The organism is Microbacterium amylolyticum, assembly GCF_011046975.1.
GTDB classification, from domain to species: domain Bacteria; phylum Actinomycetota; class Actinomycetes; order Actinomycetales; family Microbacteriaceae; genus Microbacterium; species Microbacterium amylolyticum.
This window is the reverse complement of record NZ_CP049253.1, coordinates 774,711-790,904: the sequence shown is the minus strand read 5'-3', so window position 1 is coordinate 790,904 and position 16,194 is coordinate 774,711. Positions and strand designations below refer to the sequence as shown.

Below are 16,194 nucleotides of genomic sequence, written 5' to 3'. Positions count from 1 at the left end.
GCGCGTTACGCCTTTCCGTCGAACGAGATGAGCAGCTGGCGGAGGAGTCCGCCCAGCCGCTTCTGGTCGTGAGTTGACATCGACTGCAGAAGATCCGACTCTGCGTCGATGAGCCTGGTGATTGCCGCGTCCACGCGCGTCCGCCCCTCGTCGGTGAGCGTCACGAGGACGCCGCGCCGATCGGCCGGGTCTGTGGCTCGCTCGACGAGGCCGCGCTCGCGCAGACGATCGATGCGGTTGGTCATCGTCCCGCTCGAGACAAGGGTCTGTTGCAGGAGCTGCTTGGGGCTGAGCCGGAACGGGTCTCCCGCGCGGCGCAGGGCTGAGAGAACATCCCACTCCCACGGTTCGATGTCGGTACGGCGAAACGCCTCGCGTCGTTCCCTGTCGAGATGATGCGACAGGCGGTCCACGCGGGAGAGCACCTCCATCGGTGAGAAGTTGAGGTCGGGTCGTTCGGCGCTCCACGCCCCGACGATCCGATCGACCTCATCATGTTCACTGCCCATCCGATGATTATCGCGTGTCTCGCCCTCTTACGCGCTGTGCGCATCGCATTCACGTTTCCCCTCGTCGTTCATGCAAGACTTATAGGGCGGCGTCAGCCGTAGTCCGCCATGGTGTAATGGCAGCACGACGGCCTTTGGAGCCGTGAGGTCCGGGTTCGAATCCTGGTGGCGGAGCGTGACGAAAAACGGTGAGGGCCAGCGCCAGCTGGCGATCGTGGTGATGGCGGCTGGTCAAGGCACCCGCCTCAAGTCGGATACGCCCAAGGTTCTACATCGCATCGGGGGGCGAACGCTTCTCGGACACGTACTCAGCTCGGCGGAGGCGCTCGGATCCGCACACGTGCGCGTTGTGGTTCGCCACAAGCGGGAAGAGGTTGTTGCCTCTCTTGAGGACTACCCCGGCGTCATCGCCGTCGATCAGGACGACATTCCGGGAACGGGGCGCGCTGTCCAACTGGGCGTCGAGGCGCTTCCGGCAGAGTTCGATGGTGATGTTCTCGTTCTTTCGGGCGATGTCCCCCTGATCGAGCCAGATATCTTCCGCTCGCTGCTTACCGAACACGCGGGTCGCGCCGCCGCCGCAACGCTCTTGAGCGCCGAGCTGGCGGACCCGCACGGATACGGCCGCGTGATCCGAGACGCCTCGGGTCTTGTCGCCCGCATCGTTGAGCAGAAGGGGGCGACGGCAGAAGAGGCCGCGGTCACCGAGATCAACGCGGGCGTTTATGTGTTTCGCGCGCCCGAGCTGCGCCGCGCTCTCGCGGACGTTGGCATCGACAACGAGGCCCGCGAGATGTACCTCACCGACGTCATCCGCATTCTTCGCGCAGACGGTCACGGCATTGCCGCCGTTTCCGCGCCCGATGCATCAGCAGCGCTGGGCGTGAACGATCGCCGCCAGCTCGCGGAAGCGGGGCGCATGCTGAACCAGCGCGTCATCCGGCGATGGGAAGCCGGTGGGGTCACGGTTCAAGACCCACACACCACGTGGATCGATGACACGGCCACGTTCGAACAAGACGTGACGATTCTGCCGAATACCCACATTCTCGGCGCCTCGCATGTGTCAACGGGCGCAACGATCGGTCCGGACACGTCAATCGTCGATACCGAAGTGGGGGAGGGCGCCGTTGTGCGCCGTTCTGATGCGAACCTCGCCGTTATCGGCGCGGGCGCGAACGTCGGTCCGTGGGCGTATTTGCGCGCGGGCGCCGTTCTCGGTCGCGGGGCTAAAGCCGGAACGTTCGTCGAGATCAAGAACTCGACTGTCGGCGATGGCAGCAAGGTTCCTCACCTGTCCTACGTTGGCGACACCGAGATCGGTGTTGGTGTCAATCTCGGTGCCGGAGCGATCACGGCGAACTATGACGATGTGGCGAAGCACCGCACCGTTATCGGCGACCATGTGCACACCGGCTCACATACGGTTCTCATCGCCCCCGTTAGACTGGGCGACGGCGCAAAGACGGGCGCAGGCGCGGTCATCCGAAAAGATGTTCCGCCCGGCGCGCTCGGCCTAAGCGTTGCACCCCAGCGGAACCTCCAGGGGTGGGTCGAGAAGAACAGAGCGGGTACGGCGGCAGCAGAAGCCGCAGAGCGTGCTCGAGACTCAGAGAAAGCGACCGATGACGGGCAAGAATAAGACCGTTGACCTCGACCTCGAGCGGGGCATCGCCCCGGGCAAGGTTCAGAAGACGAAGAAGCGTCTGGTGGTGGTCTCCGGGCGTTCGCATCCTGAGCTCGCTCGCGACGTCACGGCGAACCTCGGTATCGAGCTCGCTCCAACGGAGTGCCGCACATTTGCCGCAGGAGAGATCTACACGCGCTTCGAGGTGTCGATGCGCGGAACCGATGTCTTCCTCCTGCAGAGCTTCGGCGAAAACATCAACGAAGACTTGATGGAAACGCTGATCATGCTTGACGCGCTCAAACGGGCCTCGGCGAAGCGCGTCACGGTGGTCCTGCCGTATTACCCGTACTCCCGTCAGGACAAGAAGGGCCGCGGCCGCGAGCCGATTTCCGCCCGCCTTGTCACCGACCTCATTGCCACGGCCGGCGCCGATCGCATCATGAGTGTCGATTTGCACGCGTCGCAGATCCAGGGGTTCTTCGACGGTCCCGTCGATCACCTGTTCGCGAAGCCGGTTCTGCTCAAGCACTTCCAGGAGACGCTCACGGAGGAAGACCGCGAAACACTCACGGTTGTTTCTCCCGACATGGGACGCGTTCGTGTTGCCGACACGTGGAGCGACTCGCTGCTTGCTCCGCTCGCCATCATTCACAAGCGACGTGACCCGAAGGTCGCGAACCAGATCTCTGTGCACGAGATCGTCGGACAGGTCGAGGGGCGCACGTGCCTCCTCGTTGACGACATGATCGACACCGCCGGCACGATCCAGAAGGCGGCGCGCGCGCTCAAGGAGAACGGCGCCAAGAAGGTCATCGTTGGGGCAACCCACGCGATTTTCTCGGACCCCGCCGTGGAACGCCTGCAGGACCCGGCGATCGACCGCGTTGTTGTTACCGACACCGTGCCGATTCCTCCGCATCACCGCTTCGACAGCCTCACGGTCCTCTCGGCCGCGCCGCTTCTCGCGCGCGCCATTCAGGAGGTCTTCGATGACGGTTCCGTCACGAGTATGTTCGACGGCGCTGCCTGAATATCGTTCAGAGACGGATGAATGGGTTCGTTTTTCGGTAGCGTTGCGCGTACGCAGCACGTCGCGGCTCCAGCTGGGAGGATCGAAATGAACCGAACTGTGCGCGCCTCTGCGGCGTTTGTTGGTGTCGCCGGAATCATGGCGCTCGCGGGCTGTGGCGCCGCGACGCCCGGCGCCTCCGGGTATGGCGGCGGTCAGCAGACCGATATAACGCCCACCGAAACCGGCTATGCCGACGGAACATACTCGGCGGAGGGCACGTACCAGACGCCCGAGACCGTGGAAACGGTCGAGGTGACCGTCGATGTGCAGGACTCCGTCGTCACGTCCGTCGAGGTGGTGGGAGATCCGCAGGCCACCGAGAGTCGGCAGTTCCAAGGACAGTTCATCGACGGCATCGCCGATGAGGTCGTTGGCCAGCCACTCGACGAGATCAACGTCAGCCGAGTTGCGGGTTCATCGTTGACCAGCGGCGGCTTCAACCAGGCGATCGAGCAGATCAAGCAGGACGCGGAGCTCTAACATGTCGCCCGCCGTATGGCGCTTCGACGCGATCGGCACGGCATGGGAGATCGTCACCCCGGGGCCGATCGCAGCGGGGGAGCGCGACGCGGTGTCGCGCGTGATTGCGGAATTCGACGCCGATTGGTCGCGGTTTCGGCCCGATTCTGTTGTGTCACGCCTGTCGCTGAAAGGCGGCTCGGTTCCTGCGCCACCGGATGCCGAGGCCATGTTGGCACTCGCCGGCGAGCTTTCCGTGGCGACGGCGGGAGGGGTCAATCCCCTGATCGGCGACTCCCTGAGCCGGTTGGGATATGACGCGGACATCACGCTGAAGCCCACCGGTTCGGCGCTTCCGGCCCCTGTGCGCTGGCGCGAGATCCTCAGCTGGGACGAGACATCTCTGCGACTCGCTCGGCCCGGCACCATCGACGTGGGTGCGATGGGAAAGGGGCGACTGGTCGATCTCGTGTGTGATGAGATCGCCGGACCGGTCGTCGTCGACGCGAGCGGCGACATTCGAGTTCGGGGGATGCCACAGCGCATTGCGCTTGAGCACCCCTACGATTCACGCACGGCGATCGGGGTGGTCGAGATTGACGGAGAGGCGCTGTGCGCCTCGGCGACCAATCGGCGCGCGTGGGGTAACCAGCTACATCATGTGCTGGACGGACGAACGGGAGAACCCGTTCGCGAAATCGCGGCAACGTGGGCGATCGCTCCCGACGCGATGACGGCGGATGCCGCGGCGACGGGGCTGTTCTTCGACGGCGGGCCGCAGTTCGCTCATGAGCGCGGCGTGCACTGGGTGAGGATGTTCACCGATGGGCGCGCCGAGTGGTCGCTCGGTGACCGAGTTGATCAGCGCGTGGCGGAGGTATTTGCATGAACGGGCTGGGTAGTGCAGTGAGAAGAATGCGTGGTGCGCTGGGGCGGATCACGATGTACCGGTTGGTGCTGGCCGGCCTGGCTGTGCTCGCCGCGCTGGCATGTGTGCTGTCGTTCTTCGGTCTTATCGGTCCAGAGCCGGCGTCGCTTCTGCTGACCGCTGCCGTGCTTGTTGGGGTTGGCGCCGGAATCGACATGGTGGTGCATCGGTTGCGTGGGGCAATCTGGCGGCCGGAATCGACGCTGATCACGGCCGGCATCTTGTTGTTCGTGCTCCGTCCAGGGAGCGATGTCGCCACGCTTCTCGGCGCCGCTGTGGCCGCGGTTGCGGCTTCTGCGTCCAAGCACCTTCTCGTGTGGCGCGGCCGGCATCTGCTGAACCCCGCCGCGGTTGGCGCGACAGTGGCGACGCTCGTTTCGCTCACCCCGGTGATCAGCGGGGGCTCTGCCTGGTGGGTCGGAACGCCCTGGTTGTTCGTGCCTGTGCTCTTCATTGGCGGGGTCGTGGCATGGCGAACGGAGCGCATCGGCGTCGTCAGCGTTTTCCTCCTCGTCGCCGTTGCCACCTCCCTGCTCCGCACCTACGTTCAACTGCACCAGCTTGGAGCAACCCTTCCGGTTGTCGATGTGATCACGGCGGTCGTTGTTCAATCGCCGGTGCTCTTCCTCGGCGCTTTTATGCTCACGGAGCCCCTCACGCTTCCGCCGCGTCGGCGCCAGCAGGTGCTTATCGCCGTGGTCGTCGGACTTCTCGTCGGGTGGCCGATTTCTGTTGGTGTCATGACGCTCGGCCAGGAACGCGCGTTGTTGATCGGCAACCTCATTGCCGCCGCTTTTGTGGCTCGCGGGGCAATCCGCATGACGCTTGCACGCAGCACAAAGATCACTCCGACGGTCCGAGAGCTGTCGATGGTGGCTGATCGGCCTTTCCGGTTCGTTCCCGGTCAGTTCTTGGAACTCGACATTCCTCATCCGCGGCCCGATGCCCGCGGAAGCCGGCGGGAGTTCTCAATCGTTTCGGCCCCGGAGGATATGCCGGAGGTGCGGATCGCTTACCGTGAGCGGGCGGGAGATCTTTCGACGTTCAAACATGCGCTCACGGCAACGCCGACCGGATCGCGGGTGCGCGCAACGGGAGTGTGGGGCGATTTCTTCCTGCCCCGCAGGGGACCCGTTCTTCTTGTGGCGGCAGGTATTGGCATCACCCCGATCGTCTCGCAACTGCGGCACGATCGCCTTGCCCGGGTGTCTCGTGATGTTGTTCTCGTGTACGTCGCCTCGTGTTCCGATGAACTTGCCTACCGCGATGACATCGCTCGTTGCGGCGTTCCTGTTCACGTCGTTGTTCCTGATCGGCCCGCGGCGTTGCCGACCGACTGGACATGGAGCGGAGATCGACTCACCGCCGAAGCACTGCTCACGGTGGTCCCCGATCTGGCGGATCGTCATGCGTTCGTCTCGGGCCCCCCGGCCCTGATCGCCGGCCTGGCACCAGCCTTGGGCCGGGCCCGCAAGGTCACCACCGACGCCTTCTCCGGGTACTGAAACCTGCCGGCAAGCAGGGCGGGATTCACAGGTCAGACATAAGCCGCGCCATAGCGAACGCATAGAAACCGGCGCACAATGGTGAACATGACGAACGCACCCCATGGATCCGCCCTGTCTCGCGCCGACGGCACCGACGTCCGCGTTCTCGTTGTTGACGATGAGCAGATGCTGACCGATCTGTTGTCGATGGCGTTGCGCATGGAGGGCTGGGATGTGCGCACCGCGAGCAGCGGTTTCGAGGCGTTGGAGGCCGTCAAGGACTTCGAACCTGATGCTCTTGTTCTCGACATCATGATGCCTGACCTTGACGGAATGGCGGTTCTGCAGCGACTGCGTCAGCAGAACAACATGGTGCCTGTTCTGTTCTTGACGGCGAAGGATGCTGTTGCCGACCGCGTGGCGGGCCTCACTGCCGGCGGTGACGACTACGTCACGAAGCCGTTCAGCCTCGAGGAGGTTGTTGCGCGATTGCGGGCGCTGATGCGTCGTGCGGGAACGGCGCTGTCGGCCGAGCCTGACCCGATTCTGCGCGTGGGCGACCTCAGCCTCAACGAAGACAGCCATGAGGTGATCCGCGGCGAGGAAGAAGTGGAGCTCACCGCAACGGAGTTTGAGTTGCTGCGATTCCTGATGCGCAACCAGCGCCGCGTTGTGTCGAAAGCGCAGATCCTCGATCGCGTCTGGAACTACGACTTCGGGGGCAAGTCCAGCGTTGTCGAGCTGTACATCTCCTACCTTCGGAAAAAACTCGACGCGGGCAGGGAGCCGCTCATTCACACGGTGCGCGGCGTGGGATACATGATCAAGGCACCGCAGTAATGACCACCGACGCTCCGCAGCAGGCGGAGGCGGAGGCCGCCGCGCCTTATCCGCCGCAGCCCGTTCTGCGGCAGCGTCGTGGCAAGCGTCTGACGTTGCAGACGCGTTTGATGGTGACGATCTTTGCGATTGTCGCAGGTATTTTGCTTGTGGTATCGGCCGTCACGGGTGTCATGCTCAACACCGTTTTGGCGGCCCAGACCGATCAGCAGTTGACGAGCGCGTGGGAGAATCTCAGCCCACAGATCGGTATTTCCGCCGTGCATGGCACCGCGGCCGACCAGTTGCAGGGCGCCCAGGCCTCACCCGGCACAATTCTTGTTGTCGAGAGTCCGTTTTCCGGCAAATCAGGAGCCGTCGTCGGCGACGACCTTGCGCGTTATCACCTGTCGCCTGCTCAGGCCGAGCAGGTGATGAAGACGGCCCGTTCTGCGGGAGACACAACGGTGAACCTGCACGGGCTCGGCACGTTTCGTATCGTACCCGTGACGCAGTCGGGTGAGATTATCGGCGTTCTCGGCATTTCTCTGGGCTCGGAGCGCACGGTGTTGACCCGCATGCTGTGGTCCATCACGCTGGCAACCATCGGTGGCATGCTCGTGCTGGGCTTTGCGACAAGCGGTGTGATTAGCCGCGGTTTCCGGCCGCTGCGCGGAATCGCGGCGACGGCAACGCGTGTTTCGCGCCAGAAGCTCGACGAAGGCGTTGTGTCGATTGCCGAGCGGGTTCCCGAAGAGCAGTCCGACCCATCAACTGAGGTCGGACAGGTGGGGTTCGCCCTGAACACCCTTCTCGATCACGTGGAAGACTCGCTCGCCGCGCGTCAGCGCAACGAAGAGACGATGCGACGCTTCGTCGCGGATGCCAGTCACGAGCTGCGCACACCCCTCGCATCGATTCGCGGATATAGCGAACTGTCTCAGCGTGACCCTGAGCTGACGGAATCGAGCCGGCAGTCGCTCGAACGGATTGAGGCTCAGTCGCAGCGGATGACCGGGCTGGTCGAGGACCTGCTGCTTCTCGCGCGGCTCGACGAGGGGATGGAACTCACCTTCGACATGGTGGACCTGAACCAGCTTGTTGTCGAAGCGGTCGGCGATCAGGCGATGGCGGGAATGGAACACGACTGGGGCGCCGATGTGGGGGAGGAGCCCGTGTTGGTCGCCGGGGATAAGGCTCGACTGACGCAGGTCGTGACCAACCTGCTGGCGAATGCGCGTACGCATACGCCCGAGGGCACGCAGGTGACGGTGGGGCTCCGCACCGTCGGTGAGGGGTCGTCAACCCGAGCGATATTGACCGTTCATGACACCGGGCCCGGAATCGCCCCCCAGCTGCAGGACACGCTATTCGCCCGATTCGCGCGCGCGGACAGTAGCCGCAATCGGCGAACGGGAGGGTCGGGTCTGGGCTTGTCGATCGCGAAGGCCATTGTTGAGGCGCACCACGGCGATATCTCCGTTCTCAGCGTGCCGGGATCGACGACGTTCACCGTGACGTTGCCGGCGCGGCCGTCGACATAGTGCGCAGATTCGCGAGCGGTGCCCGAACTCGCGATGGGGAGACGCTGGCGGCACGCTTGGCAAGATGTGCCCCGGTCGCGGCGGTGCTTGTCCGTTCGGGGTTCCCAACACCAGCTCCTGCACACAAAACACGGGCGCCGCGGCAGGAAGAACCTGCCGCGGCGCCCGTGTTCTGCGGAGACGCTAGTGCGTGTCGACAGCCTCGATCTCGGTACGGTCACCCGACCACTGCGTGTGGAACGTGCCGTCCTTGTCAATGCGCTTGTAGGTGTGCGCGCCGAAGAAGTCACGCTGACCCTGCACAAGAGCGGCCGGCAGACGGTCGGCGCGGATGCCGTCGTAGTACGCAAGCGACGAGCTAAACGCCGGCGAGGGGATACCTGCCTGCGTTGCTGCGACCACGACGCGGCGCCAGGATGCCTGGCCGCGCGTCAGGGCATCAGCGAAGTACGGAGCTGCTGCCAGAACGGGAAGGTCGGCCTGCTCGGCGTACGCGTCAGCGATGCGGTTGAGGAACTGAGCGCGGATGATGCATCCTTCGCGCCAGATCTTCGACACGGCGCCGAGGTCGATCGACCAGTTGTACTCGGCTGCGCCGGCGCGAATCTCATCGAAGCCCTGCGAGTAGGCGATGATCTTCGAGGCGAACAGAGCCTGGCGGACATCCTCGATGAAGGCGTCGACGTCGGTGACCTCGAAGGCTTCCTCCGGACCGGGGAGGATGCTCGCCGCGGCGCGCTGCTCGGGGTGCGACGACAGCGAACGTGCGAACGTTGCCTCGGCGATACCGGAGACGGGAACACCAAGTGCCAGCGCCGTCTGCACGGTCCAGGCGCCGGTGCCCTTGGCTCCGGCCTGATCGAGGATGACGTCAACAAGCGGCTTGCCGGTTTCGGCGTCGACCTGGCGAAGCACCTCGGCGGTGATCTCGATCAGATACGACTCGAGCTCGCCCGTGTTCCATTCAGCAAAGATGTCAGCGATCTCGGCGGGAGTCTTGCCCGTACCGCGACGGATGAGGTCGTATGCCTCGGCGATGAGCTGCATGTCGGCGTACTCGATGCCGTTGTGCACCATCTTGACGAAGTGGCCGGCGCCATCGTGCCCGACGTGCGTGACGCACGGTTCGCCTTCGGCGACGGCAGCGATCGACTTCAGGATCGGCCCCAGCGTGATCCACGCCTCGTCAGATCCGCCCGGCATGATCGAGGGGCCGTTCAGTGCGCCCTCTTCTCCGCCCGAGATACCCGCGCCGACGAAGTTGATGCCCGTTGCACGGACAGCCTTCTCGCGGCGGATCGTGTCGGGGAAGTAGGCGTTTCCGCCATCGACGATGATGTCGCCCGGTTCGAAGACCTTGACGAGCTCATCGATGACCGCGTCAGTTCCGCGGCCCGCCTTCACCATGATGATCGCCGTGCGGGGCTTCGACAGCGACGCTGCGAACTCCTCGTACGAGAACGCCGGAATGAATCCGGCTTCCGGGTGCTCGGCGACGAGCTGGTCTGTCTTCTCACGGCTGCGGTTGTACACCGCGACAGTGTTGCCCTCGCGACTGGCGAGGTTGCGGGCGAGGTTCGAGCCCATCACAGCGAGGCCGACGACCCCGATGTTCGCTGCGGCAGCGTTCACGCACGTCTCCTTAATAAGAGAGTATTCAGATCTTTACCCAGGCTAGTCGCTCGCCGATAACGGGAGTGACGGTCGGATCGTGAGAAGTCCGAAACCTCGACGTTAGTTGTCGTATGAGCCCTGGCGGCCCATCGAATACATCGCACCGACCGCGAGCACCGTCGTTACGAGGGTGACAACGCCGACGACGAGAGTGATCAATTGCGATGCGTCCATGGTGCGGGCTCCTCGGGTGCAAGGGAAAGCGGTGGGGCGCGCTGTGCGCACGCTGGATCAGCTTATCGAACCCATCGGGTACCATGGAAACTGACCTCGGCGAGGGACGCGTGTACGTGTCCGTGATCGACGCGGTGAAGATGACCCTGCCGGGTCTCCTCACGTTCCCGTTTCTGGGAAAGCGTTCGAGTCGAGAACCCGTACCAACGATTTCAGGAGTCATCATGGCTGATCAGTACAAGCTCTCCGTCGACGTCCGCAACGAGTTCGGCAAGGGCTTCGCCCGCCGTCTGCGCGCCGCCGGCAAGATCCCCGCCGTTCTGTACGGCCACGGCACCGAACCGCAGCACCTCGCGCTTCCCGGTCACGAGACCGCGCTGATCGTGCGTCACTCGAACGCGATCATCACGCTCGACATCGAGGGCACGGAACAGCTCGCCCTCGTGAAGGACATCCAGCGCGACCCGGTGCGCCGCATCATCGAGCACATTGACCTCGTCGTCATCAACAAGGGCGAGAAGGTTCAGATTGACGTTCCTTACGTTGTCGAGGGCGTGTCGTTCGCAGGAACGATGACGACCTTCTCCGCTCAGGCAATCGCGATTGAAGCGGACGCGCTCAACATTCCCGAGCAGATCGTCATCAACGTCGACGGTCTCACCGATGGCACGCAGATCCTCGCGAAGGACGTCGTGCTGCCCGAGGGCGCAACCCTCACGGACGACCCCGAGCTGCTGATCCTCGCCGTGACGGCCGCTGGTTCTGGCTCGGACGCGGATGACGCCGCCGACGCCGCCGTGGCCGAGGCTGCCGCTGCTGAGTCGGCCGAGTAAGATTCTTTTGTATGCGAGGGGCGCGGGCGACCGCGCCCCTCGTCGTATCTTGAGACGGCGTGTGGAAAGGACGCTATGGCGGACACCTGGCTGGTGATGGGGCTCGGAAACCCCGGTTCACGGTATGAGAAGACGCGTCACAACGTTGGGCAGATGGTCGTCGACGAGCTCGCGGCGCGGCGCGGCGCATCATGGCGGCAGCACAAGGCCGGCGCGCGGGTCGCTGAGACGTGGCTCCGCCCGGGGGCAGCGAAGCTTGTGCTCGTGAAGTCGAACGGCTACATGAATACCTCTGGTGGGCCGGCCGTGGGCGTTGCGCAGTTTTTCGGTGTTGCAGCCGACCGCATCATCGTCGTGCACGACGAGCTCGATATCCCGTTCGACCAGCTCAAACTCAAAGCAGGTGGCGGGCACGGCGGGCACAACGGACTCCGCGACATCGCCAAGGCCCTCGCAACTCCGGACTTCGTCCGTGTTCGCGTAGGGATCGGCCGGCCGCTTGGTCGTCAAGATCCCGCGGACTGGGTGCTCAGCGAGTTCGGTTCCACGGAGCGCACCACCCTCCCGATTCTCGTCGCTGACGCAGCAGACGCCGTCGAGATGGTCGTCGACGACGGTCTGATCGCCGCCCAGCAGAAGGTCCACGCACCGAAGTAGCAGTGCTACTGCTCGTCAAGGTACTCGCTGTACAGCTCCTCGTCGGGTATGTCGTTGAAGTCCGTGCGTTCGTCGGGGATCGCGACGCGTTGCGCGGTGAGGTCACGGGGGCGAAGCAAGAAACCCTCCCAGTGCATGTCCATGGGGGACTGATCCTCTGATGCCCAGGTAGCAGAGCGTATGAACCTGGCTTTTCACCTTGCGTCGTCAGCCGATAAACGGGACGAGGCCCGAGATCCCGCCGAGGACGGCCGCCTGCGTCAGCGCTGCGAGGGGAATCCACGCCGTCAGCGATACGACGATCGCAATGACGCCCCAGACGCGTCCGCGGCCGATCGCTGCCGCGACGGTGCCTTGGATCAGCGCCCAGAGGGCAAGAAGTGCGTGAACGACCCACGCAGCAAGTAACCAGACCACCGACCACGTCGCCGAAGAGAGCGTTCGCCAAAACTGGGCCTCGAAGTCGAGCACCAGACCGGGGTAGTCGCTCAGTCGGAGTGCGAAGGCGATCGAGTACCCCGCGACAGCAATGGCGATTCCACCGATCACCAGTGAGAGTATTGCCGCCACGAACGCCACAACACCAACGCCGCGCCGCGGCCGGACCGCCGGAACCTGGGCCGGAACGCCGGGCGGAACGGGAATGGGGGCAGTGGGAACAGGGCTCACACTGCCACCGTATGCCCGCGGCACGATTCAGGTGCAGAGGCGATGCGCACTTGGGCAGTGCGCGCGGCTCCTGGGCAGTGTCTCGCCCGTAGAATTAACGGGTGACTGTCTCCGGGATTCTGCGTGCCCTCGATTCCTCTGAATCCTTCCGCGAGGCGTTCGTCGCGACGTCAACGGACGCGGATGTGTCTCTCGTCGAGGGGCTCGATGCTCCCGCGATCGCCGCGCTTCTCGAACGGCGCCAAGCGTCAGGTCATCCGCCCGTCATCGTCGCAATCGCGCCGACGAGCCGTCGCTCGGAAGCCCTCGCCGGAGCGTTGAGGTCGCTCATCCCCGGCGCAGACGTGCGTGACTTTCCCGCATGGGAAACTCTTCCGCATGAGCGGCTCAGCCCGACACCCGAAACGGTCGGGCGTCGCCTCGAGACCCTGCGTACCCTCACACAGTGGGATGGAGTCACGCCACTTGTCGTGACCGCCTCTATTCGCGCCGCGATTCAACCGCTCGCGCGGGGCCTCGGCGACGCAGAGCCTGTCACTTTGATCGTCGGCGGGCGAGACATGTGGCTCGAGGATGCGACCGAACGCCTCGTCGAGCTCGCATACCTGCGCGTGGATATGGTGTCGCGTCGTGGTGAATTCGCCGTGCGTGGCGGCATCCTCGATGTTTTCCCCCCGACAGCGGACCATCCGTACCGCGTCGAGTTCTTTGGCGATGAGGTCGATCAGATCCGGCAGTTCTCCGTGGCAGATCAGCGCTCTTTGCAGGGAGACGTCACCGAGCTTGTCCTCTTGCCCAGCCGCGAGCTCTTGCTCACCCCGGAGATTCGCCAGCGCGCCCGCGAACTGCAGGCTGAATATCCCGGCATCGCTCAGATGCTCGAGAAGATGGCGCAGGGGATCCCCGCCGAAGGGATGGAGTCGCTCTCATCGCTTGTCGCGGGTCCGCTTGTCTCACTTGCCGAATATCTTCCCGAGGGGGCGGCGGCAGCGCTCGTCGATCCCGAACGCGCCGTTTCTCGTGCCATCAGCCTGGGAGAGACGAATTCCGAGTTCCTGCAGGCAGCGTGGAGCACAGCGACGGCCGGGGGATCGGCTCCCGTGTCGATTGATGAATCAAGCGGATTTTTCACCATCGTCGAGCTGCGTGACATCGTGCACGAACGAGGTGGAGTGTGGTGGACGTTTAGCCCCTTCGACTCCGGTCTCGCGGCGATTGAGGCCGAACTCGCCGAGGCAGACGGTGAGTTCGCACCCGCCCGTGAAGAAACAGCCCGCGTCGACGCAACGGCGATCCCGTCTTTCCAGGGAGACGTCGACGGAGCAACGCGCTACGTCATCGGGCTGCTGCACCAGGGGTGGTCCGTTGTTCTCGCCGCCGCGGGAATCGGCCTTGTTGAGCGAGCACGAGACGTTCTGAGCGACCTCGGTGTTGCGGCGCGCATCGTTGACGCGATTGACGAAACACCGGAGCCTGGGGTCGCCACGCTTGTCGCAGCGCCCATTGAACGCGGTTTTGTCAGTGACGACGTGAAACTCGCCGTTCTGACCGACGCCGAGTTCTACGGACGTACCGCGCGGGGCGGCGAACAGGGCGTTAAGAAGCTCGCATCGCGCCGGCGCAATGTCGTCGACCCTCTTCAGCTCAAGCCGGGTGATCCCGTTGTGCACACGACCCACGGCATTGGACGGTTCGTCGAACTGGTTCAGCGTGAGGTCTCCACGGGCGGCAAGAACGCGCAGAAGACGCTGCGTGACTACGTCGTACTGGAGTACGCGCCGTCGAAGCGCGGGTATCCCGGTGACAAGCTGATGGTGCCAACCGATCAGCTTGACCTGCTTTCGAAGTACGTCGGCGGTGAAAACCCTCAGCTGTCCAAGATGGGCGGATCTGACTGGTCCCAGGCAAAGTCGAAGGCGCGACGAGCGGTCAGGGACATTGCTGTCGAGCTCGTCAAGCTCTACTCGGCACGCATGGCATCACAGGGGTACGCCTTCGGCCCCGACACCCCCTGGCAGCGGGAGCTGGAAGAGGCGTTCCCCTTCGCCGAGACACCAGACCAGCTGCAGACGATCGACGAGATCAAACGGGACATGGAGAAGTCCATTCCGATGGACCGCCTTCTGTCCGGAGACGTCGGCTTCGGTAAGACCGAGGTGGCTGTGCGAGCAGCCTTCAAGGCGATCCAGGAAGGCAAACAGGTCGCCATGCTGGTGCCGACCACCCTTCTCGTCAAACAGCACTTCGAGACCTTCTCTGAGCGATTCGCCGGGTTCCCCGTCAAGGCCCGCGCACTCAGCCGCTTCCAGACGGCGAAGCAGGCAAAGGACACGATCCAGGGCCTCGCCGATGGCACCGTAGACATGGTGATCGGAACGCATCGCATCCTCACGGAAGGCATCGCGTTCAAGGATCTCGGCCTGATGATCATCGACGAGGAGCAGCGATTCGGCGTTGAACACAAGGATGCGCTGAAGAAGCTGAAGACCAACGTCGACATCCTCGCGATGAGTGCGACCCCCATTCCGCGCACGCTGGAAATGGCCGTGACGGGCATCCGCGAAATGTCCACGCTTGCCACCCCACCGGAGGAACGTCACCCGATCCTGTCGTACGTTGGCCCCTCCAACGACAAGCAGATCGGCGCGGCCATTCGCAGAGAGATGTTGCGCGAGGGACAGGTGTTCTACGTGCACAACCGCGTCACGACGATTCAGAAGGTCGCCAATCATCTTGCTGAGCTGGTGCCGGAGGCACGGATCGCGGTGGCGCACGGCAAGATGAGCGAAAAGCAGCTCGAGCAGGTCGTCGATGACTTTTGGGAGCGGAAGTTCGATGTGCTCGTGTGCACGACGATCATCGAAACCGGTATTGACATCGCGAACGCCAACACGATCATCATCGATCGTGCTGATAAATACGGCCTGGCGCAGCTCCACCAGCTCCGCGGACGCGTCGGTCGTGGTCGTGAGAGGGCTTATGCCTATTTCGTTTACGACGAGAACAAGCCGTTGTCGGAGACCGCAGCCGACCGTCTCGAGACGATCGCCGTTCACAACGATCTCGGAAGCGGTATCCAGGTAGCAATGAAGGACCTCGAGCTACGCGGAGCGGGAAACCTGCTCGGAGCGGAGCAGGCTGGCCATATCGCGGGAGTCGGCTTCGACTTGTACCTGCGCATGATCGGTGAGGCCGTCAGCGAGTTCCGCGGTATCGAGAACGACGGGCCGACGGAGCTGCGCCTGGAGCTGCCCATCGACGCACGCATTCCCGACGACTACATCGACAGCGAGCGCCTCCGCCTGGAGGCCTACCAAAAGCTGTCAGCCGCGGCAACGGCCACAGCGGACGAGGACGCGATCGATCTCGTGATCGAAGAGCTCACCGACCGCTACGGTGAGCCGCCCGAAGCCGTGACGGGTCTCGTGCAGGTGGCACGACTGCGTCGCCGTGCCGCGCAGTCCGGCCTGGCTGACGTTGTGGCGATGGGAAAGAACCTGCGTATTGCACCGGCGCAGCTTCCGGATTCGATGAAGGTCCGGCTGCAGCGGCTCTACCCCGGTGGCAAGGTCATCGGGGGCGCAGATGCCCTTGTCGTCCCGATGCCGGCTGCCGGAGGACAGCCCCTCACTGATGCCGCGCTTCTGGACTGGGTCCGGCAGCTCCTCGACGCGCTCTTCCCATTGCAGAAGGCGCCCGAAACGGCGAAGGGCGACCAAGCCTCAGCCTGATCGCCCTT

General features: G+C 64.0%; 14 protein-coding genes and 1 tRNA gene. 11 read left to right on the top strand and 4 right to left on the bottom strand.

Annotated features, from left to right (window positions below):
* Positions 1-5: 5 nt before the first annotated feature.
* Positions 6-509, bottom strand: a complete 504-nt coding sequence (locus G6N81_RS03925) for a MarR family winged helix-turn-helix transcriptional regulator (protein ID WP_165133334.1) — start codon at positions 507-509, stop codon at positions 6-8.
* 102 nt (positions 510-611) lie between these two features.
* Between G6N81_RS03925 and G6N81_RS03920 the strand changes: the two genes are divergently transcribed.
* From G6N81_RS03920 to G6N81_RS03885, 8 genes are all read left to right on the top strand, one after another.
* Positions 612-683, top strand: a tRNA-Gln gene (locus tag G6N81_RS03920).
* A 46-nt stretch (positions 684-729) separates the two neighbouring features.
* A complete protein-coding gene (gene glmU / locus G6N81_RS03915) occupies positions 730-2,151 on the top strand; it encodes a bifunctional UDP-N-acetylglucosamine diphosphorylase/glucosamine-1-phosphate N-acetyltransferase GlmU (RefSeq protein ID WP_165137738.1) in 1,422 nt (473 codons plus the stop codon).
* Positions 2,135-3,169 carry a ribose-phosphate diphosphokinase gene (locus tag G6N81_RS03910; RefSeq protein ID WP_165133331.1) on the top strand — a complete coding sequence of 345 codons (1,035 nt, stop codon included), beginning with the start codon at positions 2,135-2,137 and terminating at the stop codon, positions 3,167-3,169. Before glmU ends, G6N81_RS03910 begins: the two co-directional genes overlap by 17 nt.
* Before the next feature lie 87 nt (positions 3,170-3,256).
* Complete coding sequence (locus G6N81_RS03905; protein WP_165133328.1) at positions 3,257-3,691, top strand: hypothetical protein; 435 nt, start codon at positions 3,257-3,259, stop codon at positions 3,689-3,691.
* A 1-nt stretch (position 3,692) separates the two neighbouring features.
* Complete coding sequence (locus G6N81_RS03900) at positions 3,693-4,559, top strand: FAD:protein FMN transferase (protein ID WP_165133325.1); 867 nt, start codon at positions 3,693-3,695, stop codon at positions 4,557-4,559.
* A gap of 26 nt (positions 4,560-4,585) precedes the next feature.
* On the top strand, positions 4,586-6,103 hold the full coding sequence (locus G6N81_RS03895; protein WP_241245059.1) for an FAD-dependent oxidoreductase: 1,518 nt from the start codon (positions 4,586-4,588) through the stop codon (positions 6,101-6,103).
* An 87-nt stretch (positions 6,104-6,190) separates the two neighbouring features.
* Positions 6,191-6,925, top strand: a complete 735-nt coding sequence (locus G6N81_RS03890; protein ID WP_165133319.1) for a response regulator transcription factor — start codon at positions 6,191-6,193, stop codon at positions 6,923-6,925.
* Positions 6,925-8,448 carry a sensor histidine kinase gene (locus G6N81_RS03885; RefSeq protein ID WP_165133316.1) on the top strand — a complete coding sequence of 508 codons (1,524 nt, stop codon included), beginning with the start codon at positions 6,925-6,927 and terminating at the stop codon, positions 8,446-8,448. The genes G6N81_RS03890 and G6N81_RS03885 overlap by 1 nt, the downstream gene beginning before the upstream one ends.
* 183 nt (positions 8,449-8,631) lie before the next feature.
* On the opposite strand, the gene gndA is transcribed toward G6N81_RS03885, so the two are convergent.
* Positions 8,632-10,035: an NADP-dependent phosphogluconate dehydrogenase gene (gene gndA / locus G6N81_RS03880; protein WP_241245107.1), complete on the bottom strand. Its 1,404-nt coding sequence runs from the start codon at positions 10,033-10,035 to the stop codon at positions 8,632-8,634.
* Between the two features lie 485 nt (positions 10,036-10,520).
* Between gndA and G6N81_RS03875 the strand changes: the two genes are divergently transcribed.
* Complete coding sequence (locus G6N81_RS03875; protein WP_165133310.1) at positions 10,521-11,129, top strand: 50S ribosomal protein L25/general stress protein Ctc; 609 nt, start codon at positions 10,521-10,523, stop codon at positions 11,127-11,129.
* A gap of 75 nt (positions 11,130-11,204) precedes the next feature.
* Positions 11,205-11,786 carry an aminoacyl-tRNA hydrolase gene (pth, locus tag G6N81_RS03870; protein WP_165133307.1) on the top strand — a complete coding sequence of 194 codons (582 nt, stop codon included), beginning with the start codon at positions 11,205-11,207 and terminating at the stop codon, positions 11,784-11,786.
* Between the two features lie 5 nt (positions 11,787-11,791).
* Here the strand turns inward: pth and G6N81_RS03865 are convergent, their stop codons facing one another.
* Positions 11,792-11,929: a hypothetical protein gene (locus G6N81_RS03865; RefSeq protein ID WP_165133304.1), complete on the bottom strand. Its 138-nt coding sequence runs from the start codon at positions 11,927-11,929 to the stop codon at positions 11,792-11,794.
* Positions 11,930-11,993: 64 nt separating this feature from the next.
* Positions 11,994-12,455, bottom strand: coding sequence for a hypothetical protein (locus tag G6N81_RS03860; RefSeq protein ID WP_165133301.1), 462 nt, complete (start codon positions 12,453-12,455; stop codon positions 11,994-11,996).
* Positions 12,456-12,556: 101 nt separating this feature from the next.
* Between G6N81_RS03860 and mfd the strand changes: the two genes are divergently transcribed.
* A complete protein-coding gene (gene mfd / locus G6N81_RS03855; RefSeq protein ID WP_206527898.1) occupies positions 12,557-16,186 on the top strand; it encodes a transcription-repair coupling factor in 3,630 nt (1,209 codons plus the stop codon).
* Positions 16,187-16,194 lie beyond the last annotated feature (8 nt).